Origin of the sequence: Methylobacterium sp. J-068 (genome assembly GCF_022829445.1) — a bacterium.
In the GTDB taxonomy this organism is placed as follows: domain Bacteria; phylum Pseudomonadota; class Alphaproteobacteria; order Rhizobiales; family Beijerinckiaceae; genus Methylobacterium.
This window is the reverse complement of sequence record NZ_JAKSXY010000122.1, coordinates 427,110-447,683: the sequence shown is the minus strand read 5'-3', so window position 1 is coordinate 447,683 and position 20,574 is coordinate 427,110. Positions and strand designations below refer to the sequence as shown.

Here is a 20,574-nt window from a genome sequence, read left to right as displayed (position 1 = left end):
CGCGTCAGGCGGCCGCGAGCCACTTGCGCGCGTCGTCGATATGCGCGCGGTCGAAGGTCTTGATCTGGGCCGGCGAGACCTTGCCGAAGGTGTCGGCGATCATCCGCAGCCAGGAGGCGTCGGTCACCAGCGCGACGTGGCTGACGCCCTTCATCATGGCGAGGCCGAAGCGCGGGTCCTTGAAGAACGCCGCCGGCTCCATGCCCTTGAAATCGCGCACGTCCTCGAGGAGCTTAATCTTGCCGCCCTTGTCGAGGTCGGCCTGCATCGCGGTGATGACGGTGTTCATGTCCGCATCGGTGATCTGCCCGTCGACCACGATCTCGGCGACGCTCGAATCCGGCTTCTTGGTGTAGGTCAGCACGTGTGGCACTCCTCGGGGATCGAACGTGACGCAGCGAACGTCGGGCTCGCGTTATAGGAAACTCTGTGGGTCAACGTCGATGGCGACCTTCACGTTGCCGCGAACCTTCGGCCCCCGCGCCAGCCAATCCCGCAGGTAGGTCTGCAGATCGACGCTGCGCTCGGTCTTCACCAGGAGCCTGAAGCGGTAGCGGCCCCGGATCAGCGCCAGCGGCGCCTCGGCCGGGCCCAGCACCATCACGCCCTCCGGCGGCTCGGCCACGCGGGCCAGCGCCTGCCCGTGGGCCTCGGCGACCTCGCGCTCGCTGGCGGACACGATCAGGGCCGCGAGGCGCCCGAAGGGGGGAAGGCCGGCGGCCTCGCGCGCGCCGATCTCCTCCTCGTAGAAGCGCTCCGAATCGCCCGAGAGCAGGGCCGCGATCACCGGGTGGTCCGGCTGGTAGGTCTGGAGCAGGGCGCGCCCCGGCTTCTCGCCGCGCCCGGCCCGGCCGGTGACCTGTTGCAGCAACTGGAAGGTGCGCTCGGCCGCGCGCGGGTCGCCGGAGGTCAGGCCGATATCGGCGTCGAGGACCCCTACCAGGGTGAGGTGCGGGAAGTTGTGGCCCTTGGCCACGAGCTGCGTGCCGATGACGATGTCGCAGCCGCCCTCCGCCACGGTCTGGAGTTCGGCGCGCAGGCGCTCGGCCCCGCCGGGGAAGTCGCTCGACAGCACGATGACCCGCTTGTCCGGAAAGATCTCGGCGACCTCCTCGGCGATGCGTTCGACGCCGGGGCCGCAGGGCGTGAGGTTGTCGAAGGTGCCGCATTCCGAGCAGGAATCCGGGCGCCGCTCGGCGTAGCCGCACTGGTGGCAGACCAGGGCCCGGCGGAAACGGTGCTCCACCAGCCAGGTCGAGCAGTTGCGGCACTGGTAGCGGTGGCCGCAGGCCCGGCACAGGGTCAGAGGCGCGTAGCCCCGCCGGTTCAGGAAGAGCAGCGCCTGATCGCCGGATTCCACGGTCTCGCGCACGGCCGCGACCAGGGCGGGCGCGATGAAGCGGCCGCGCTCGGGCTTGTCGGCCCGCATGTCGATGGCGGCGATGTCGGGCAGGCGCCGTCCGCCGAAGCGCTCGGGCAGGGCGACGCGGACGTAGCGCCCGCGTGTCGCATTCACCCGCGTCTCGATGGAGGGCGTGGCGGAGGCCAGCACCACCGGGCAGTTCTCGATCCGCCCGCGCACCACCGCCATGTCGCGGGCGTGATAATGCACGCCGTCCTCCTGCTTGTAGGCGGCTTCGTGCTCCTCATCGACCACGATGAGGCCGAGATCGGCGAAGGGCAGGAACAGGGCCGAGCGGGCGCCCACCACCACGGCGATCTCGCCCGCCGTGACCCCGGCGCGGATGCGCTCGCGCCGCTTCCCCCCGACGCCCGAGTGCCAGGTCGCCGGGCGCACGCCGAAGCGCTCCGCGAAGCGATCGAGGAACTGCGCCGTGAGGGCGATCTCCGGCATCAGGATCAGCGCTTGGTGCCCGCGCCGGACGCAATCGGCCACGGCCTCGAAATACACCTCCGTCTTGCCCGATCCGGTGACGCCCTCCAGCAGCACGGTCGGGGCCTTGTGCTCCGCGCCGGGGGGCGGGACCTTGCCGTCCGCCGGAAGCGGGTCGCCGATTCCGTCCGTCGGCGGGGGCTGCGCCGGGCCGGGATTCATCAGGCCGACGAGCTCCCGCACCGCCGCCTCCTGCGCCTCCGACAGGGGCACGCGGGCATGGTCCGGGTCAGGGGGCAGGGCGACGGGCTCCGGTGTCAGCGCCATCGCCTCCAGGGCGCCGTCGTCGATGAGGCCGTCGACCACGCTGAGGGAGACGCCGGCTTGTTTGGCAAGCGCGCTCTTGCCCCGCATGGCGCCGTCCGCCGCCACGGCCAGGACCTTGTCGCGGGCGGCGGTCGGGCGCGCGGGGGCCTTGCCGGAGGCGCGCACGCCGACCCGCACCGTCTCGGTGAGCGCCGATTCGTCGGGCAGCCGCAGCGCCATGGCCAGCGCCGAGCCCTTCGGCGCGAGGGTGTAGCGGGCGAGCCAGTCGACGAGTTCGCGCAGCGCGTCGGGCAGGGCCGGCACGTCGAGGCGGCCCGTCACGGCGCGCAGGTTCGAGCCGCCGGGACTCTGGCGCACGCCCCAGACCACCCCCACCGTCTCGCGCGGTCCGAGCGGGATCTGCACGACCTCGCCGACCGAGAGGTCGAGCCCGGCCGGCACGGCGTAGCTGTAGGCGCTGTCGAGCGCCAGCGGGATCAGGATCTCGGCGACGCAGGGCATCGGTCGGGGCTTTGATGGAACATAACCGGAATATAAGCATGCCGGAGGGATTGCGCGACCGGCAGGCCGCTCGACCATCGCGGATGAGGCCATGACGGGGTGCGAATGACCACGCGCGAACCCGAACGATCACCCGGGACCGGGGGGCTGGAACGGGCGCCCGAGGGCGTCCTCCTCCTGCACGGCATGGCGCGCCGGGCCTCCTCCTTCGCGCCGATGGAGCGGGCCTGCCGCGAGGCCGGGTTCGCGACGCTGAACCTCGACTATCCCTCCCGCGTGGCGGCACTGGAGGACCTCGTGGACGTCGTCGCGCCCCGCGCGGCGGCCTTTGCCGAAGGCACGCGGGCGCTCCACGTGGTCACGCATTCCATGGGCGGCCTCCTGGCCCGCGCATGGCTTCGCGCCCACCGGCCGGCCAGGCTCGGCCGCGTCGTGATGCTGGGGCCTCCGAACGGCGGGAGCGAGATCGCCGACCGGCTCCACACGCTGTGGGCCTATCGCCGCTTCTTCGGTCCGGCGGGTGCCCAGCTGACGACCCGGCGGGACGACGGGCTGCGCGCGCTCCTCGGACGCGTCGACTATCCGCTCGGGATCATCGCGGGCGACCGCTCGCTCTATCCGCTCGAATCGTGGCTGATGCTGCCCGGCGCCAATGACGGCCGGGTCACCGTGCAGCGCACGCGGGTGTGCGGTATGACGGACCACGTCACCCTGCACGCGAGCCACGGCCTGATGATGCGCAACCCCAGGGTCATCGACGAGACCCTGCGCTTCCTCCGCACCGGCGCGTTCTCGCGGCCCGGCGCCGGTAACGCACGAAGGCGCGCATGATCCCGTCCGAGACCCGACCCGACCTCCCGCCGCCGCGCCTCGACCTGCGCGGGATCGGCCTGCGCTTCGGCGCCGTGCGGGCGCTCGACGACATCTCCCTGCAGGTCCGGGCGGGCGAGATCCTCGCGCTGCTGGGCGATTCCGGCTGCGGCAAGAGCACGCTCCTGCGCGCCATCGCGGGCCTGGAGCAGCCCGAGACCGGCACGATCCGCCTCGACGGAATCGTGGTCAGCGAGGGCCGCCGGGGCCTCCCGCCCGAGAAGCGCGGTGTCGGGCTGATGTTCCAGGACTACGCGCTGTTTCCCCACCTGAACGTGGACGAGAACGTCCGCTTCGGGCTCCATGCCAAGTCCGGCGCCGAGGCCCGGGCGATCGCCGCCGCACGGCTTGCGCAGGTGGGGCTGAGCGATCGGGCGAAGCAGTATCCAGGCACGCTCTCGGGCGGCGAGAGCCAGCGCGTGGCGCTCGCGCGCGCCCTGGCGCCGGGTCCGCGCATCCTCCTCCTCGACGAGCCGTTCTCGAACCTCGACCGACGCACCCGCGACCGGGTCCGCGACGAGACGCTCGCGGTCCTGCGCGCCAATGGCGCGACCACGCTCCTCGTCACCCACGATCCCGAGGAGGCGCTGGGGTTCGCCGACCGCATCGCCCTGATGCGCCGGGGGCGCATCGTCCAGATCGGCACCGGGCGCGATCTCTACCGGCAGCCCGAGACGCGGTTCGCCGCGCGCTTCTTCGGCGACATGATCGAGATCGCCGGCACCTGCCGCGCGGGCGGCGTCGCCACGCCGTTCGGGCGCATGCCCGCGCCGGGTCGGCCCGAGGGCGCGCGTCTGACCCTGTGCCTTCGTCCGGAGGCGATCCGGCTCGACCCTCCGGACGCGCGGCTTCGTGACGTCGCGCGGCTTCGCGGCGTCGTCACCGCGCGCCGCTTCCTCGGAGCCCATGCCCTCCTGACCCTCGCGGTGGAGGGGTTTGCGGAAGTCCTGCGTCTCCCGGTGCCCGATCACGACCCCCGCCAACCGGGCGACGCCGTCGGCCTGACCCTCGATCGGGAAGGGTTCTTTATTTTTGAAGATGAGATGGATTAAAACGCAAGACTTGTCCGAAGGGGCATGTCGCGAGGAGATGTAGTTTTTAACTGGTTTAAGTCGAAGATATCGTTCTTGCTTTTTCCTCGCCGATGCTTCTGAACACCCGCCACGTTCAACGGGAAGGGGGTCGGTCATGGTGAGTGGGATGAAGGCGGCCGGGTTCGCGGGCATGGTTCTCGCGGCCGCGATCGGTACGGCGTCGGCGGCGGAGGTGAACCTCTACACCACCCGCGAGCCCGGCCTGATCCGCCCCCTGCTCGATGCCTACACGGCCAGGAGCGGCGTCACCGTCAACACCGTGTTCGTCGACAAGGGCCTCGCCGAGCGCGTGGCGGCGGAGGGCGCGCGGGCCAAGGCCGACGTGCTGATGACCGTGGATGTCGGCAACATCATCGATCTCGTCGACCGCGACCTGGCCCAGCCCGTGCGCTCCGGCGTGCTGGAGGCGGCGGTGCCCGCCACCCTGCGCGATGCCGACGGCCGCTGGTTCGCGCTCTCCATGCGCGCCCGCGTGCTATACGCCGACAAGGACCTCACCGACCTCGAAGGGATCTCCTACGAGGGGCTCGCCGACCCGAAATGGAAGGGCGGCCTCTGCCTGCGCTCGGGTCAGCACCCCTACAACACGGCGCTGATCGCCCATCACCTCGTCAAGCACGGTCCGGCGAAGACCGAGGCGTGGCTGCGCGCCCTGAAGGCCAACCTCGCGCGCAAGCCCGCCGGCGGCGACCGGGACGTGGCCCGCGACATCCTCGCCGATACCTGCGAGATCGGGCTCGGCAACTCCTACTATGTCGGCCTGATGCGCTCCGGGCGCGGCGGTCCCGAGCAGCAGAAATGGGGGGATGGCATCAAGGTGGCGATGCCGACCTTCGCGGGCGGCGGCACGCACGTGAACATCTCCGGCGCGGTGGTCGCCAAGAATGCGCCCAACCGCGACGAGGCCGTCAAGCTCCTCGAATACCTCGTCTCCGACGAGGCCCAGGGGCTCTACGCCAAGGCCGATTTCGAGTATCCGGTGAAGGCCGGCGCGCCGGTCGATCCCCTGCTGAGCGCGCTCGGACCCCTGACCATCGATGCCGTGCCGCTGGTCGAGATCGCCCGCAACCGCAAGGCGGCGAGCCTGCTCCTCGATACGGTCGGCTTCGACAATTGAGGCCGGACGCGGCGGCCCTGCCGGACAGGCCGTGAGGGCTCCATGATCGGGGCCGCCCCCGCCCCAGCCGGGCCGCGCGCCGCGCGGATCCCCGCCCTGGCCTGGGGGCTTGGCGCCCTGGCGCTCTGCGCCGTGGTGCTGAGCCCCGTCGTCGCCCTCGTGCTGGCGGCCGGGGAAGGCTTGGGCGACGCCGCCTCGGGCGCGCTCTGGCCCCACCTCCTCGCCCACGTCCTGCCGCGGGCCCTGCGCGACACGGGGCTGCTGCTCGCCGGAACCGGCGCCCTGGTGATCGTCCTCGGGGCGGGGTCGGCCTGGCTGGTGGCGGCCTACGCGTTTCCCGGCCGGCGCCTCCTGGAGGCGGCCCTGCTCCTGCCGATGGCGGTGCCGACCTACATCGTCGCCTTCGCGTATCTCGACCTGATGCATCCGATCGGCCCGGTGCAGACGACCCTGCGCGATCTCCTCGGCTATGCCCGCCCGCGCGATCTCGCGCTGCCGGACATCCGCTCGCTGCCCGGCTGCATCCTGCTCCTCGGCTTCGTGCTCTACCCTTACGTCTACCTGCCGACCCGGGCGCTGTTCCTGATGCAGGCCGCCAACCTCATCGAGGCGTCGCGGATGCTCGGCCGCTCGCCCTCGGCCACGTTCCTGCGCGTCGCCCTGCCGATGGCGCGCCCGGCCATCGCGCTGGGGGCGAGCCTCGCGCTGATGGAGGCCCTGAACGACATCGGCGCGGCGGAATTCCTCGGCGTGCGCACGCTCACGGTTCAGGTCTACGCCACCTGGATCAACCGCTCCGACCTCGCCGGGGCGGCACAGATCGCCCTCGTCATGCTGATGGCGGTGGCGGCCCTGGTGGCCCTGGAGCGCTGGGCGAGGGCCGGGCGAGGCTTTGCCGGCACCGCCCAACGCCCGCGCGGGCTGGCCCGCCGGCGCCTCGCCGGCCCGCGCGGCTGGATCGCCCTCGCGCTCGGGCTCGTCCCGGTCGCGATCGGCTTCCTCATCCCGGCGAGCTACCTCGCGCATTCCGCCGCGCGGCGGGTGATGCGCCACGGCCTGCCGGAGACGATCCTGTCCGAGATCGGCCACACCCTGCTCTATGCCGGCGCCGCGACCGGCATCGCGGCCGCCCTCGGCTTCCTGGTGGCCGCCGGTCCGCGCCTCGTGGCACGCCGGTTCGGGCTGGCCCTGATCCGGGTGGCGAGCCTCGGCTACGCGCTGCCCGGCGCGATCCTCGCCATCGGCCTGCTCGGCCCCCTGGCGCTGGCCGATTCCGCCCTCTCGGCGGGGATGACCCAGGTCTTCGGCGCCGCCCCGGCGCTGATCGGTCTCGGCACCGGCGGGGCCCTCGTCACCGCCTACCTCCTGCGCTTCCTCGCGGTCAGCATCGGCACCTGCGAGGCCGGGCTCGGTCGCCTGCCCCGCAGCCTGCCCGATGCCGGGCGGATGCTCGGGCACGGCCCCGGTGCGACGCTGCGGCGGGTGCAGCTCCCCCTGGCTTGGCCGGCGGTGCTGAGCGGTGCGCTCCTCGTCTTCGTCGATTGCGTCAAGGAATTGCCCACGACCCTGCTGCTGCGCCCCCTCAACGTCGAGACCCTGGCGACCCACCTCTACGGCGAGGCCGCGCGCGGCACCTACGAGGACGGCTCGGTCGCGGCCCTGCTCATCGTGGCCGTCGGGCTCGTGCCGGTGGTGATCCTTCTCCGGCTCGGAACGCTGCAAGAACCGCGCGATCAGCGCTTGACGGGGCCGCGCCCATCGCCCTAGAAGGCCCTCGTCCCCGGCGCGCTGTCGAGTGCGTACGCCTCCGCTCCACGGGCAGAGGCTTCGCCGAACGGGCGTAAGGGATTGGTCAGGACGGTTAGCACAGCGGTAGTGCGTTCCCTTCACACGGGAAAGGTCGCAGGTTCGATCCCTGCACCGTCCACCATTCTGATCCGGTAAGGCCGGCAGTCGTTTTCCAACGACACTCCTGACGATCCACCCCTCAACGAACCCAGTCGAGACCAAAGTCTGTGACCTTGCCGCTTGCTCGATCGCTGCAGCGAGGCCGCTCGCTCTGGTCAGAGCGGCTCCGCGCGACACTGGGCATGGGTGTTGATGGCTTCCAGGGCGAAGGAGGCTGCCCCCAGAATGCAGAGTGCGCCTCCGGTCGCCACGCAGGTGAACGTCGATACGCCGGCATTAACGGTCAATGAGGCGAGCGCGGCTTTGCACTTGTTGACGTTGCCCAGCCCGACTGCGGATACGACCTTCTCCGCGACTTTCAACGAGATGTAGACCCCCGCACGCCCTGGACTTGCGAGCCTCATCGCCTCGGTGCCCATCTCGACCGTCGTCAGGAACTGACTTCCCATGAAGGTCGCCACCTTTATTCCTTCTCCAGCATCCTTCATTCCGGCGGCCGTGGCGCCGATCGCGAGCGTTTTCTTGGCTGCGAACATGGTCGCGGACGTACCTGATATGTTGCCTTTCTCGTGAACGCTTTCCGCCATTAATTCGATTGATGTATTGAGAATCTTGTACACATTGTTGACCGTTTCGACATCTTCGGCAAATTTCTTTGCGTCTGCGTTAGAAGATGACTTCCAAGTATTTTTCAGGTCATCTTTCGTGAATGTTCCCATCTTTCTAATCTCTGTGTGATCTGGTGGCCCGTATCCCATTGATCCGAATAGATGTCGGAGAAGTCAAGTGTGGTCCGGGATTTTCCAGGCCTCCAGATTCATGTGGACGACTGATGATTGCCCAGACGATCCAAGCCGATCTTGACTGCAACGCCAGCATTCCAGATCGCTGCGGGCGAACTCGGAAGCCAGACACGCCGCGTGTGCCCCGTCGACCGCAGGTTGTGGCGCGGCAAGCGTTCAGGACGCGTTGCGCGCGTGCGCTTGCGGCGCGACGAGCAGCACCAGCGCGCCCGCCAACATGCAGACGATCGAGCCCGTCAGAACGCCGACCTTGGTCCCGGATTCGAGCTCCGGCGCGTTGGCGAAGGCGAGGAGCCCGATGAACAGGCTCATGGTGAAGCCGACGCCGCACAGGAGCGAGACGCCGTAGATCTGCGCCCATCCCGCGCCGGCCGGTCGCTGCGCCAGCCCGAGCTTCACCGCCGCGAGCACGAAGCCGAACACGCCGAGCTGCTTGCCGAGGATCAGCCCGAGGGCGACCCCGAGGGTGACGGGATCGAGCAGCATGCCGGGCGCGAAGCCGGCCAGCGACACGCCCGCATTGGCGAAACCGAACACCGGCAGGATCAGGTAGGCCGACCACGGATGGATCGCGTGCTCCAGGCGGTGCAGCGGCGAGGTCGGATCGTCGGGCCGACCGACGCTCAGGCGCAGCGGGATGGTCAACGCCAGCAGGACGCCCGCCACGGTGGCGTGAACGCCGGATCTCAGTACGAAGAACCAGAGCAGGATTCCGAGCACGAGATACGGCGAGAGCCGGCGCACCCCGGCCCGGTTGAGGCCGCAGAGCGCCGCCAGCGTCGCGGCGGCACCCCCGAGCATCGGCAGGGACAGGTCGGCCGTGTAGAACAGCGCGATGATCAGCACCGCGCCGAGATCGTCGATGATGGCGAGCGCGGTGAGGAACACCTTGAGGGAGATCGGAACGCGTTTGCCGAGCAGTGCCAGCACGCCGAGCGCGAAGGCGATGTCGGTGGCCGCGGGAATCGCCCAGCCGCGGATCGTTTCGGGCGCGTGGCGATTGACCGCCACGTAGACGAGGGCGGGAGCGGCCATGCCGCCGAGGGCCGCGAGACCGGGCAGGATCCGGTCGGGCCAGGTCCGCAGGCGCCCATCGAGCATCTCACGCTTGATCTCGAGCCCGACGAGCAGGAAGAACACCGCCATCAGGGCGTCGTTGATCCAGTGGAGGACGCTCAGACCTCCGACATACGTCTTGAGCAGGCCGAAATACGCCTCGGCGAGCGGTGAATTCGCGACCCCGAGCGCCAGGGCGGCACTCGCCATCAGGACGAGACCCCCGCCGGCCTCGCTGGTGAGCATCCTGCGAAGGGCGGAGACGGGGCGCCGGAGCGGTGAGGGTGCCTGCATGGCCCTGCCTGACAAGGATGGAGCCGCGGTTCAAGCCGCCCGCGTCCATGGGCCCGGATTTCTCCGGTGCCGACGTGCGAGGCGTCCCAGGGATGGGCGGAGGTGCGGGGCCGGCGCGGCGCGTTCTCCTCGCGCGATCGCGCCTGCGATCAGCGGAGGTTGGCCGAGCGGGCCGCGGCACGCCCCCGCGTGCCGCCGTCGAACACGCTGCGGCATCCGGCGCTGAGGCTGGTCCGGTTGACCTTCATGCAGGACACGATCGCGTCCCGGTCGGGCACCGCGCTGAGGCACAGGCGCATGACGTCGCCGCGACAGAGCGCGGCCTGCTGATCCTCGTTCGCGCCGGCCCCACCGGCGGCGAGGACCGGAAGGACGAAGCACGCCGCGAGAGCGATACGGCCGATCATGCGTTTCTCCATGTCCCCGCATCGGGGTTGGATCGGCCTCACGGTCGCCGATCCCCTGCGGTCGGAATGCGAAAGGCCAAGCTAAGTTCCCGTCGATCGCCCGTCCCGCGAACGCATCGCGCGGGCCGTGCCACGTCCATGTTCCGATCGAAGCGGAGTTGTCCATCCGGGGCCAAGTCGACCGCCTGGCTGCATCGAGGTTTCGCATTTCATGCAGAAGACGTGTAAAACTTTATCGAATAACATCGAGCGATATGGATTGAATATTCACAGGCGAAGACGTTCCGTTCCGATGCGGTAAGACTTTGTAAAACACTCGGGTCTCTTGTGTGGCGGATCGCATTCATCCGATGGGGCTGCGCGTGGCGACGGCATTCTGCAAGCTGCCCGTGAGTGCCGGCGAGACGATCTCTCTTCGCGAGCGATTGCAGGACTTGGGAGGCGCTCCCGGCGTCCTCGCGACGATGCTGCGCAGCATGGTCGATGCCTGGCCGGAGGAGGTCTATGCCAAGCCGTTGATCGAGACGCGGCTCCTTGGGCAGCAGACCGTGTTCGTGATGGAGCCGGGGCTGATCCGGACCCTTCTCGTCGACGAGGCCGGCTCGCTCCAGCGGGAGGCCTTCATGACGCGCGCCCTGGCCCCGGCCCTCGGCGCCGGCCTCCTCACCTCAGACGGAGACCGGTGGCGGGCACAGCGCCGGACCTCCGCGCCGGTGTTCCGACCCGACCGCGTGCGCGACTTCGTCCCGGCCATGGCCGCGGCGGCCGAGGCGACCCGGGAGCGCTGGCTGAACCGGCCGGCGGATGCGGGCGCCTTCGACCTCGTGCCCGAGATGATGCGCACGGCCCTCGACATCATCCTGGCCACGATGACGCCGGGAGAGGGCCTCGACGCCGAGCGCTTCGGCGCCGCCATGGAGGATTATCTCGGCCAGACGAACTGGAAGATGGCCTACGTCATGCTCGGCCTGCCCGCGTGGCTGCCGCATCCGGGAGGGCGCCGGGGTCGGGAGGCCGCCCGCGAGCTGCGCGCCGTGGCGGCCGGCCTCGTGAACGCGCGCCGGGCGCGCGGCGGCGGGGGCTCCGATCTGCTCGGCCTTCTGCTCGCCGCCCGTGACCCCGCGACCGGCGCGCCCCTGTCGGAGGCGGAACTCGTCGACAACCTGCTCACCTTCGTGGCGGCCGGTCACGAGACCGTGGCTCTGGCCCTGACCTGGACCCTTCGGCTCCTGGCCGATCACCCGGACGTCGAGCGTCGGATCCTCGACGAGATCGCGCGGGTCGGCACCGGTTTCGCCGACGATCCCGCACGCCTCGACGCGTTGTCCTACACGCGACAGGTGGTGATGGAGGCCATGCGCCTCTATCCCCCGGCGCCGCTCCTCGTCCGCCGCGCGGCGCGGAGCATCCGCCTCGGCGACACGCTGATTCCCGCCGGTCGATCGGTGCATGTGCCGGTCTACGCCCTGCACCGCCACCGATTGCTCTGGGATCGGCCGGACACCTTCGATCCGGACCGGTTCGCTCCTGCCATCCATGCGGCGCGAGACCGTTACGCCTATCTGCCCTTCGGGGCCGGTCCGCGCGTCTGCATCGGCATGAGCCTCGCTCTCAGCGAGTGCCTCGTCGTGCTCGCGACGCTGCTGCCGAGTGTGAGGCTGCGCCCCGTGCAAGCCGCGATGCCGGAGGCCCGGTTCCGCGTGACCCTGCGGCCGCATGGCGGGATGCCGATGCTGCCGATGCGGCGGGCCGCGTGACATGCGCAGCCTGCGAACCCTGCTGGCCACCCGCCTCCGGGCGCCGGATTCCGTCTCGCCGGCGGGCGGATCGGCCCTGACCTCCGAGGAGAGCTACCGGACCGAGACGCGGGCCGAGTTGCTGAACGAAACCCTTCAGGTGGCCAATTACTCCGCGGTGACGCACGTCGTCGTGGTCTTCGCCCTGGCCTACATGTTCTGGGACACCGCCTCCCACATTTATCTGGCCGGCCTGATGGCCGCGATCTCGCTGATCGTCGCCGCTACGCTGTTCACGACCTGGTACTACCGCAACACCTTCCGCAGCGAGGTGACCGAGACCGCCGTCCGGCACGGCGAGTGGATCTCCAAGGGCCTCGCCCTCGCGCTCGGCCTGACCTGGGCCACGATGCCGGCGATCCTGATCCCGCCCTCGGATGGCGGGCACCGGATGCTCGCGGTCGCGGTGACCGCCGGGCTGATCTCCGATGCCTACGTCGTCGGCCCGTTCTTCTCCGTGGCCCTGCTGCTCGCCGGACCCATCGTCGCGGGCGGGTTCATCGGGCTCGCCGGCTGCGAGGCGCCGTTCGGCGCCTACGTCTCGGTCATGCTGGCCGTCTACGCGCTGTTCGTCTGCTTCAGCGTTCGGCGGATGGCCATCCTGTCGTATCAGCGGATCTGGCACCGGGTCGTGGTGCAGCACCAGGGCGAGACCATCGGCCTCCTGCTCAACGATTTCGAGGAGGGCGCCAGCGACTGGCTCTGGGAGACCGATCCGGAGGGACGCCTGCGCCACGTGCCGGCCCGCATGGCCGCGACCCTGTCGCATGATCCGGCCGCTCTCCGGGGCGTGACCCTGCTGGCGATCCTCCGGGGCAAGGGGGATGCCGGGCAGCGCGACGCGGGCGCCGCCGCCGTGCTCGCGGCCATGGCGGCGCGGGCGGCGTTCCGCGATCATGCCGTTCGGGTCACGACCGCCGACGGAACGCGCTGGTGGAGCCTCAACGGCAAACCCGCCTTCGACCGGCACGGAAACTTCCTCGGATATCGGGGTGTCGGCTCGGACACGACGATCAGCCGCGAGGCCCAGGCACGCATCGCGTTCCTGGCGGGGCACGACACCTTGACCGGCCTGCCGAACCGGGCGGCCTTTCAGGACGCGATCCACGATGTCTGCCGGGAGCGCGGGGGCGAGCCAGGGGGGCCGCTAGGGACCGGCGGCCCGGACGTCGGGACGACCCTGCTCTGCCTCGATCTCGATGGCTTCAAGGCGGTGAACGACAGCCGGGGGCACGCCGTCGGGGACCAGTTGCTGGCCGATGTCGCCCAGCAACTGACCCGCCTGACCGAGGCGCGCGCGCGCACGTTCCGCCTCGGCGGCGACGAATTCGCCATCCTTCTCCCCGATCAGGCGGGGGAGGACGCCGAGCGATTGGCGCGGCAGGTGATCGCCGAACTGCGCCGGCCCTATCAGATCCGGGATGCCCATCTCGAGATCGGCGTCAGCATCGGCATCGCGCACGCCCCCCGGGACGCGCAGGATCCGGCCAGCCTGCTCAGCCGCGCCGATCTCGCGCTTTACAGCGCGAAGGCCGCCGGCAAGGGATGCTGGCGCCGCTTCGAGATGTCCCTGGAGGATCGTGGCCTCCGGCAGCGTCAACTCGACCAGGACATGCGGACGGCTCTGCGCGCGGGCGAGATGGTGCTTCATTACCAGCCGCTGATCGACCTCCGGAGCGAGCGCGTCGTCGGCTTCGAGGCCCTGCTGCGCTGGCACAGGCCCGAAGAGGGCTGGATTTCGCCGGCCGAGATCATCGCCATCGCCGAGGGCACCGGCTTCATCGTCGAGATCGGCCGCTGGGCCCTGGCCCGCGCCTGCACGGACGCCCTGGCCTGGCCGGGCCTGCGGGTTGCCGTGAACATCTCCTCGATCCACGTGCGCGGACTCGACTTCCACGACGAGGTCGCCCGCATCCTGCGGGAGACCGGGTTGCCCCCTGAGAACCTGGAGATCGAGATCACCGAATCCGTCCTGCTCGACCGGGAGGCCGAGGTCCTGACGAACCTGAAGCGGCTGCGCGCGCTGGGCGTGCGGATCGCGCTCGATGATTTCGGCACCGGCTATTCGAGCCTGAGCTACCTCACGGATTTTCCCTTCGACAAGGTCAAGGTCGATCGCTCCTTCGTGCGCGACCTGCAATTCCGGCCCGAGAAGATCGCCGTCGTCGAGGCGATCGCCACCATGGCTCGGGCCCTCTCGATGGACGTGACCGTCGAGGGCGTCGAGACGCGCCAGCAGGAGGCGGTCCTGCGCCACAAGCACTGCGGCACCGCGCAGGGTTTCCTCTACAGCCCGGCGCGTCCCGCCTCCGAGATCGCCGAACTCATCCGGCGGCTCGACGCCCGGAAGGCCTCGGTCGCCTGATCCTGTCGCCGCTCGATCGAAGCGGAGACGGTCTCGCTCGGCCCGCGCGGCGCCTGAGCGAAGCCCCGATCCGCCATCCGGAAGGAATTTTTTCGCGACTGCGGCGATCGATGCTTCGATTACCGGCGAGCCGGGTGACGGCGTCCCGGCCGCATCGTCGCCGAGGCGAGCCTGAACCGTCGTCGGAACCGGGACGGCGAGACTAGCGAGGCGGCGACCGGCATGATTCGAGGTGAGGCACCGAAACCCGACCGGGCCGTAGCGGATCGATGACGTGGCGTGCCGCTCCAGATCCCGCGACCGCGCGCGAGGCCACGACGCTGCGCCTGATCGCTCGGCCGCCCTACGACTGGGCCGCCATCCACGCCTATCTCGGCGTCCGGGCCATCCCGGGCGTCGAAGTCACCCGGCCCGGACGCTATGCCCGCACCGTGGCGTTCGGCGTCCATCGCGGCACCCTCACGGTGACGTCGCCGGGAGGCGATGCGCTCACCGCGACGCTGCGGCTGCCCGCGACGATTCCCGATCTCCCCGAGCGTGTCCGCCGCCTCTTCGACCTCGATGCGGACCCGGTCGCGATCGGCCGCGCGCTCGGGCGTGATCCCTTCATGGCCGGTCTCGTCGCGGAGCGCCCCGGCCTGCGCGTGCCAGGCGCCTGGGATGGGTTCGAGCTGGCGGTGCGCGCGATCCTCGGGCAGCAGGTCTCCGTCGCCGCCGCGACCCGGCTCGCCGGAACGCTGGTCGCCGCCTTCGGCACGCCCCTGGCGCCCGGCGCGGCGGAGCCCGGTCTGACGCATGTCTTCCCCGCTCCCGAGGCGCTGGTCGAAGCCGACATCGCCCGCATCCTGAACATGCCGCGCGCCCGTGGCGCCGCGATCCAGACCCTGGCGGCGGCCTGTCTCGCCGAGCCGGATCTTCTCGCGCCGGGGCAGGGCATCGCGCGGGCGACGACCCGGCTGAAGGCCCTGCGCGGCATCGGCGACTGGACGGCGCATTACATCGCCATGCGGGCCCTGCGCGAGCCCGATGCGCTGCCGACGGGCGACATCGGCCTGCTGCGCGCCCTCGCGGACGCGGCGGGGCGCCCGACCGCCAAGGCGTTGGACGCGCGGGCGAATGCCTGGCGTCCGTGGCGGGCCTATGCGGTGCTTCACCTCTGGGCGCATGATGCGGCGCGGAGCGCGGATGTCGAGCCCGGGACGGCCCGAATTCCAGAGCAGGAAACGGGATGCGGCCCCACCCGTCGGCGTGCAAAACCGCCGTGACGAGCCGGTGGACCGAGGCATTCGGGGCCGCCGACAGGCATCTCGAACGCAAGGGAGTGTTCGCCATGGGTTTCGCTGAACCGACGACCGGGCCCGGCATCGCGGTCCTGATCCGGGACGATGACGCGGCGCGCTGGGCCGCCCTCGCCACCCGCGATGCCGGCGCCGATGGGCGCTTCGTCTACGCGGTTCGGACGACCGGCGTGTATTGCCGCCCGAGTTGTGGTGCCCGGCCGGCCAAGCCCGGAAACGTCGCCTTCTACGCGACCTGTGCCGAGGCGGAGGCCGCGGGCTTTCGCGCCTGCCGGCGCTGCCGGCCGAACGCGCCGGCTCTCGCCGAACGCCGGGCCGCGATCGTGACGGAGTCCTGCCGCCGGATCGACGCGGCCGAGACCGTTCCGAGTCTCGACGGGCTCGCGCGGGACGCCGGAATGAGTCCCTCCCACTTCCACCGGGTGTTCCGCGCGATCACCGGGGTCACGCCGCGCGCCTACGCGGCGGCCCGGCGTGCCGAGCGCCTCGCCTCCGGTCTCCAGGGGTCCGGGTCCGTGACCGAGGCCCTGTACGAGGCCGGCTACACCGCATCGAGCCGGTTCTACGCCACGGCGTCCCAGCGTCTGGGCATGTCTCCGGCCGCCTATCGCAGGGGCGGCGCCGGCACCGAGATCCGTTTCGCCATCGGACAATGCAGCCTCGGCGCGATTCTCGTCGCGGCGACGCCGCGGGGCGTCTGCGCGATCCTGCTCGGCGACGATCCCGACGCCCTGGCGCGCGACCTTCAGGATCGCTTCCCGCGCGCGACCCTCTCGGGCGGGGACACGGATTTCGAGCGGTGGATGGCCGGCATCGTGGGGTTCGTCGAGGCACCCGGTCGCGGGCTGGATCTGCCCCTCGACATCGGCGGCACCGCCTTCCAGCAGAGGGTGTGGGCGGCCCTGCGCGCCATCCCGGTCGGCACGACGGCGAGCTATGCCGAGATCGCACGCGCCATCGGCGAACCGGGTGCCGTGCGGGCCGTCGCCCGAGCCTGCGCCGCCAACGCCCTGGCGGTGGCCATTCCCTGCCATCGGGTGGTGCGCACGGACGGCGCCCTGTCGGGCTATCGCTGGGGCGTCGCGCGCAAGCGCGCGCTTCTCGCGCGCGAACGGGGCGCCCCGTGACGGGCGCCCCTTCCCGGCCGTAACTCAGCTTCCGCCGGGATCGGTCTCGCCGTCGGGTTGCGCGCCGCCCTTCGGGCCTTCGCCCGGCTTGCCCTCGGTCTTCTCGTTGGGGTCCATGACCGCGTCGGGCGCGGCGTTGGCGGGCTTGCCCTTGGGCACGGCCTTGGACGAATCCTCGGGCGGGTCCTTGTCGTCGGTCTGCATGGGGTCACTCCTCGGCTTTCGGCGAACGGGGACGGTCGGACTGGCCGTCCGACGAGCCGCCGGCCGGCGCCGGGTTGCGGCCCTTCGGCGTCCCGTCCCAATCCGCGTTGCGGGCCGCGTCTGTCTTGCCGCCGGAGCCCTGTTGCGTGATCGCGGATTGCTCGGCCGATTGCTTGCCGCCGGCGATTGCGGGTTCGCCGGGCGAGCCGACATCGGCATCGGGCTTGCGCGTGCCCACGATCGGGATGTGGTCGTTCGGCATGCTCAGCCCTCCTTGCCCGGCGCGTCCGGATCCTGGCCGACCGCCGCCGTCGCCCGGTCGATCGCCTCGGCGGCATCGCCCGAGGGGGTCGAGCCGGCCGTCTGCGCGGCGTCGCCGATCCGTCTCAGGTTGGCGGACGGCGTCTCGGCGGCGGTCTCGTCCGTGGCGTCGGAGCCCGGTGTCCCGGAGGCGATGCGGGCGGTCTCGGCCTCGCCCATCGGATTGCCCTTGAGGTCCCCTTGCGTCCGGGACGGGAGGCCGATGTCGCGGGCGTCGTCCTGGCCGAGATCCTGACCGTTGCGGTCCGCGTAGGCGTCGAAGTCCTTCAGCGAGGGGCGCTCGCGCGGCTCGTCGGTCATGGTGTCCTCCTGATGTTGGAGGTTCAACCCGTCGCGGCGCCCGAGGTTGCTTTCAGGCGAGGGTCGCGCGGGCCTCGCGCAGGCGCGTCAGGTCCGCTTCCAGCGTCAGGGCGCCCTCGGCGCGCAGGAGGGCGAGATCGGCGTGGGCACGGGCCGCCGCCTGGAAGTCCGGTCCACCGATCGCCTGCAGGGCGGCGAGCGCCTTCTGCAGGCGCAGGCCCACGAGGAACGTGCCCGCGCCGTCGCGCGCGATCGGGTCGAAGGCATCCTCGAACAGTTCGGCGGCGGTGATGCCGGGTACGCGCAGGCGCGGATGGATGCCCGCCTCGGGCGCGGCCGCGCGCCGCGCGTCCCAGAGGGCCAGCACGCGGACGAGGGTGCCGATGACGTCGATCGCCGTGCCGGGATCGTTGATGCTGGTGGAGAGGGCCCGCTGCGCCACCTCCGAGAGCACGATGATCCCGAAGCGCGGATCGTCGTCGAAGGTGCGCCGATCCCCGATGACGAAGGCCTTGGCGATCCGGTCGCGCAGGGCGGCGTCGGTCGCCCCGTCGATCGCGACGAGGAGGCGTCCGGGATGCACGAAGGTTCCGGGCAGGACCGCGAGGTGCAGGGTGAGGCCGGCTGCCTCGGCCAGCGCGTCGAGCGCGGCGGCATCCACGTGCTGAACGTAGCCGGTGGTCGCGGCATCGAGCCGCTCGGCACCGGCGGGGGCCGGCGCCCAGGGCAATCCGCCGAGATAGGGCGCCTCGGCGCGCCGCCGCACGGCGTCGCTGGCCGCCGCCTCGATGGCGTCGATGGTCTCGCCGACGCGGCCGAGATGCGTCAGGGTGTCGATCCAGCGAACCAGGGTCACCACCACGCTGACGAGCACCAGCAGCGTGAGGCCGAACAGGATGACCCGGCCCTGGTCGCCGTAGAAATGCGTCTTCAGCGCGATCAGCCCGACGACGCTGTAGACGAAGGCGCCGATGAAGCTCGCCACGGCGGTCTGGGCCCGCGTGTCCTGCATCAGCAGGGTCACGGCGCGGGGCGTCACCGTGTTGGTCGCGCCGCCATAGGCCTGAACGATGGTGGAGAGCGAGAAGGTCGCCACCGGCAGCATGCTGGTGGCGAGCACCGACAGGATCTGGTCGACCGCGTCGGCGCCGATCGAGGCGCCGAGATCGGCCGGGACCATCGGCGCGAGGACGGCCGAGGCCAGGGCCGCCACCACCCCGCCGACGCTGAAGGCGGCGACCCGGATGAACGGGCGCCGGCCCCAGCGGCGAAGGGTGTAGAATGCGGTGGACACGGGACGGGCTTCCGGGCGGAAGGCTCGAAAGCCGGAGTCGACAGGTGTGGCGATCCGGGCGTCCCGCCCGGATCGCGGGTTCGGCTCAGACCAAATCCGCTCGCTCCCCTTCGGCAGGACGGATTCGGGCTTCGCTCAGAGGCCTTCGAACAGGGCCGAGGAGATGTAGCGCTCGGCGAAGGAGCAGGCGACGGTGACGATGCGCTTGCCGCGGAAATCGGGGCGCGCGGCGAGCTTCAGGGCCGCGGCGACGTTGCCGCCGGTGGAGATGCCGCCCGGAATACCCTCGAGGCGCGAGAGCAGGCGCGCGGTGTCGAAGGCCTCCTGGTTCGAGACCGTGATGACCTCGTCGATGATCGTCTTGTCGAGGTTGTCCGGAATGAAGCCGGCGCCGATGCCCTGGATCTTGTGCGGGCCGGGCTGGCCACCGGAGATCACCGGCGAGTCGGTGGGCTCGACGGCGACGATCTTCAGGCCGGGCAGGCGGGGCTTCAGCACCGAGCCGACGCCCGTGATGGTGCCGCCGGTGCCGACGCCGGCCACGAAGGCGTCGAGATGGCCCTGGGTGTCGTTCCAGATCTCCTCGGCGGTCGTCTTGCGGTGGATCTCGGGGTTGGCGGGGTTCGAGAACTGCTGGGGCATGATCGCGCCCGGGATCTCGTTGAGGAGTTCCTCGGCCTTGGCGATGGCGCCCTTCATGCCCTGCGGGCCGGGGGTCAGCGCGAGTTCGGCTCCGAGGAAGGCCAGCATCTTGCGGCGCTCGAGCGACATCGTCTCGGGCATGACCAAGATGAGGCGGTAGCCGCGCGCGGCCGCCACGAAGGCCAGGGCGATACCGGTGTTGCCGGAGGTCGGCTCCACCAGCGTGCCGCCCGGCTGCAATTTGCCCGAGGCCTCCAGCGCGTCGATCATGTTGACGCCGATCCGATCCTTCACGCTCGCGATCGGGTTGAAGAATTCGAGCTTCAACAGGATCTCGGCCTCGACGCCGCGCTCCTTGGTGATGCGGTTGAGGCGCACCAGGGGCGTGTTGCCGATCGTCTCGGTGATCGAGCCGAAGATGTGGCCGTGGCCGGGCGTGCGGGTCGAAGCGGGGCTCTGGGTCTCGGCCATCGGGAATCTCCTGGTCTGCCTGAGAGGGTTCGCGCACCCGGCCGATACGGCCTCGGGCCGGATCTCGCGTGCGACGGACGCAGGGCCGGGAGATATCGCGTCAGTTCTGCCGAGGCAATCGACAAAGTCCCGCAATCAAAGGCAAATCTTCTCCGTCATGCGGGGACTTTTTCGTCTGGGGAAGTTTTCTATTGTAGATCGGAAGCAATGGAGAATGTCATTCCAAGTTCCGGGGCCGATGCCTGTGCCTCCGGGGGATCAGGCGGCGAGCAGGGCGGCGCAGAGCACCACGACTGTGGCGACGACGGGGCTGGCCGCTGCGATCACCGCCGCGCCCGCGTGCAGGGACGGGGGCCAGGCATAGCGGGTCTCTTCTCGGGCGCCACGCCGGAGGCCGTTGCTGCCGGTGGTCCATTCCAGCCTGGTGCCCATCGCGTTCCTCAGCCCCGCCGGCCCCATCACCCGACGGGATGCCGGACCGTGGCGGCAGAAGGCGCGGAGGGCCTTGAACAGGGCGTAAACCCGCGGTCACGACCGCGGATCGT

The 20,574-nt window shown here is 70.8% G+C and carries 19 protein-coding genes and 1 tRNA gene; 9 read left to right on the top strand and 11 right to left on the bottom strand.

Annotation, left to right across the window (positions count from 1 at the left end; translation table 11 throughout):
- Positions 1-4 precede the first annotated feature (4 nt).
- Together MKK54_RS22415 and MKK54_RS22410 are read right to left on the bottom strand one after the other, a co-directional pair.
- Positions 5-364, bottom strand: coding sequence for an STAS/SEC14 domain-containing protein (locus MKK54_RS22415; protein ID WP_244014388.1), 360 nt, complete (start codon positions 362-364; stop codon positions 5-7).
- Positions 365-415: 51 nt separating this feature from the next.
- Positions 416-2,662 carry a primosomal protein N' gene (locus MKK54_RS22410; RefSeq protein WP_244014385.1) on the bottom strand — a complete coding sequence of 749 codons (2,247 nt, stop codon included), beginning with the start codon at positions 2,660-2,662 and terminating at the stop codon, positions 416-418.
- Between the two features lie 105 nt (positions 2,663-2,767).
- Here MKK54_RS22410 and MKK54_RS22405 point away from each other — a divergent pair, with 105 nt between their 5' ends.
- The 5 genes from MKK54_RS22405 to MKK54_RS22385 all read left to right on the top strand — a co-directional run bounded on the left by MKK54_RS22405 (position 2,768) and on the right by MKK54_RS22385 (position 7,673).
- Positions 2,768-3,493, top strand: coding sequence for an alpha/beta fold hydrolase (locus tag MKK54_RS22405; protein ID WP_244014383.1), 726 nt, complete (start codon positions 2,768-2,770; stop codon positions 3,491-3,493).
- Complete coding sequence (locus MKK54_RS22400) at positions 3,490-4,584, top strand: ABC transporter ATP-binding protein (protein WP_244014381.1); 1,095 nt, start codon at positions 3,490-3,492, stop codon at positions 4,582-4,584. The genes MKK54_RS22405 and MKK54_RS22400 overlap by 4 nt, the downstream gene beginning before the upstream one ends.
- A gap of 136 nt (positions 4,585-4,720) precedes the next feature.
- Positions 4,721-5,743 carry an extracellular solute-binding protein gene (locus MKK54_RS22395; RefSeq protein ID WP_409564225.1) on the top strand — a complete coding sequence of 341 codons (1,023 nt, stop codon included), beginning with the start codon at positions 4,721-4,723 and terminating at the stop codon, positions 5,741-5,743.
- 42 nt (positions 5,744-5,785) lie between these two features.
- Positions 5,786-7,510, top strand: coding sequence for an ABC transporter permease (locus MKK54_RS22390; RefSeq protein WP_244014379.1), 1,725 nt, complete (start codon positions 5,786-5,788; stop codon positions 7,508-7,510).
- An 88-nt stretch (positions 7,511-7,598) separates the two neighbouring features.
- A tRNA-Val gene (locus MKK54_RS22385) sits at positions 7,599-7,673 on the top strand.
- A gap of 133 nt (positions 7,674-7,806) precedes the next feature.
- Here the strand turns inward: MKK54_RS22385 and MKK54_RS22380 are convergent.
- From MKK54_RS22380 to MKK54_RS22370, 3 genes are all read right to left on the bottom strand, one after another.
- The gene (locus MKK54_RS22380) at positions 7,807-8,370 is read right to left on the bottom strand and encodes a hypothetical protein (protein WP_244014377.1); all 564 of its coding nucleotides are present in this window, start codon (positions 8,368-8,370) and stop codon (positions 7,807-7,809) included.
- Positions 8,371-8,610: 240 nt separating this feature from the next.
- On the bottom strand, positions 8,611-9,804 hold the full coding sequence (gene nhaA / locus MKK54_RS22375) for a Na+/H+ antiporter NhaA (RefSeq protein WP_244014375.1): 1,194 nt from the start codon (positions 9,802-9,804) through the stop codon (positions 8,611-8,613).
- Between the two features lie 149 nt (positions 9,805-9,953).
- A complete protein-coding gene (locus MKK54_RS22370) occupies positions 9,954-10,211 on the bottom strand; it encodes a hypothetical protein (protein ID WP_244014373.1) in 258 nt (85 codons plus the stop codon).
- A gap of 350 nt (positions 10,212-10,561) precedes the next feature.
- Here MKK54_RS22370 and MKK54_RS22365 point away from each other — a divergent pair, with 350 nt between their 5' ends.
- The 4 genes from MKK54_RS22365 to ada all read left to right on the top strand — a co-directional run bounded on the left by MKK54_RS22365 (position 10,562) and on the right by ada (position 16,797).
- On the top strand, positions 10,562-11,968 hold the full coding sequence (locus tag MKK54_RS22365; protein ID WP_244014371.1) for a cytochrome P450: 1,407 nt from the start codon (positions 10,562-10,564) through the stop codon (positions 11,966-11,968).
- Between the two features lies 1 nt (position 11,969).
- Complete coding sequence (locus MKK54_RS22360) at positions 11,970-14,372, top strand: putative bifunctional diguanylate cyclase/phosphodiesterase (RefSeq protein ID WP_244014369.1); 2,403 nt, start codon at positions 11,970-11,972, stop codon at positions 14,370-14,372.
- 269 nt (positions 14,373-14,641) lie between these two features.
- Positions 14,642-15,637 (top strand): DNA-3-methyladenine glycosylase family protein, encoded by a 996-nt coding sequence (locus MKK54_RS22355; protein WP_244014367.1) that lies wholly within the window; start codon positions 14,642-14,644, stop codon positions 15,635-15,637.
- A 65-nt stretch (positions 15,638-15,702) separates the two neighbouring features.
- Positions 15,703-16,797 (top strand): bifunctional DNA-binding transcriptional regulator/O6-methylguanine-DNA methyltransferase Ada, encoded by a 1,095-nt coding sequence (gene ada, locus MKK54_RS22350; protein WP_244014365.1) that lies wholly within the window; start codon positions 15,703-15,705, stop codon positions 16,795-16,797.
- A 24-nt stretch (positions 16,798-16,821) separates the two neighbouring features.
- On the opposite strand, the gene MKK54_RS22345 is transcribed toward ada, so the two are convergent.
- From MKK54_RS22345 to MKK54_RS22320, 6 genes are all read right to left on the bottom strand, one after another.
- Positions 16,822-17,001 (bottom strand): hypothetical protein, encoded by a 180-nt coding sequence (locus tag MKK54_RS22345; protein WP_244014363.1) that lies wholly within the window; start codon positions 16,999-17,001, stop codon positions 16,822-16,824.
- Between the two features lie 4 nt (positions 17,002-17,005).
- Entirely contained in the window at positions 17,006-17,263 is a 258-nt protein-coding gene (locus tag MKK54_RS22340; RefSeq protein WP_244014361.1) for a hypothetical protein, read from the bottom strand.
- 2 nt (positions 17,264-17,265) lie between these two features.
- Positions 17,266-17,622 (bottom strand): hypothetical protein, encoded by a 357-nt coding sequence (locus MKK54_RS22335; protein WP_244014358.1) that lies wholly within the window; start codon positions 17,620-17,622, stop codon positions 17,266-17,268.
- Between the two features lie 52 nt (positions 17,623-17,674).
- Complete coding sequence (locus MKK54_RS22330; protein WP_244014356.1) at positions 17,675-18,916, bottom strand: DUF2254 domain-containing protein; 1,242 nt, start codon at positions 18,914-18,916, stop codon at positions 17,675-17,677.
- Between the two features lie 135 nt (positions 18,917-19,051).
- On the bottom strand, positions 19,052-20,029 hold the full coding sequence (cysK, locus tag MKK54_RS22325; RefSeq protein ID WP_244014354.1) for a cysteine synthase A: 978 nt from the start codon (positions 20,027-20,029) through the stop codon (positions 19,052-19,054).
- A gap of 258 nt (positions 20,030-20,287) precedes the next feature.
- Positions 20,288-20,461, bottom strand: coding sequence for a hypothetical protein (locus MKK54_RS22320; RefSeq protein WP_244014352.1), 174 nt, complete (start codon positions 20,459-20,461; stop codon positions 20,288-20,290).
- Between the last annotated feature and the right edge of the window lie 113 nt (positions 20,462-20,574).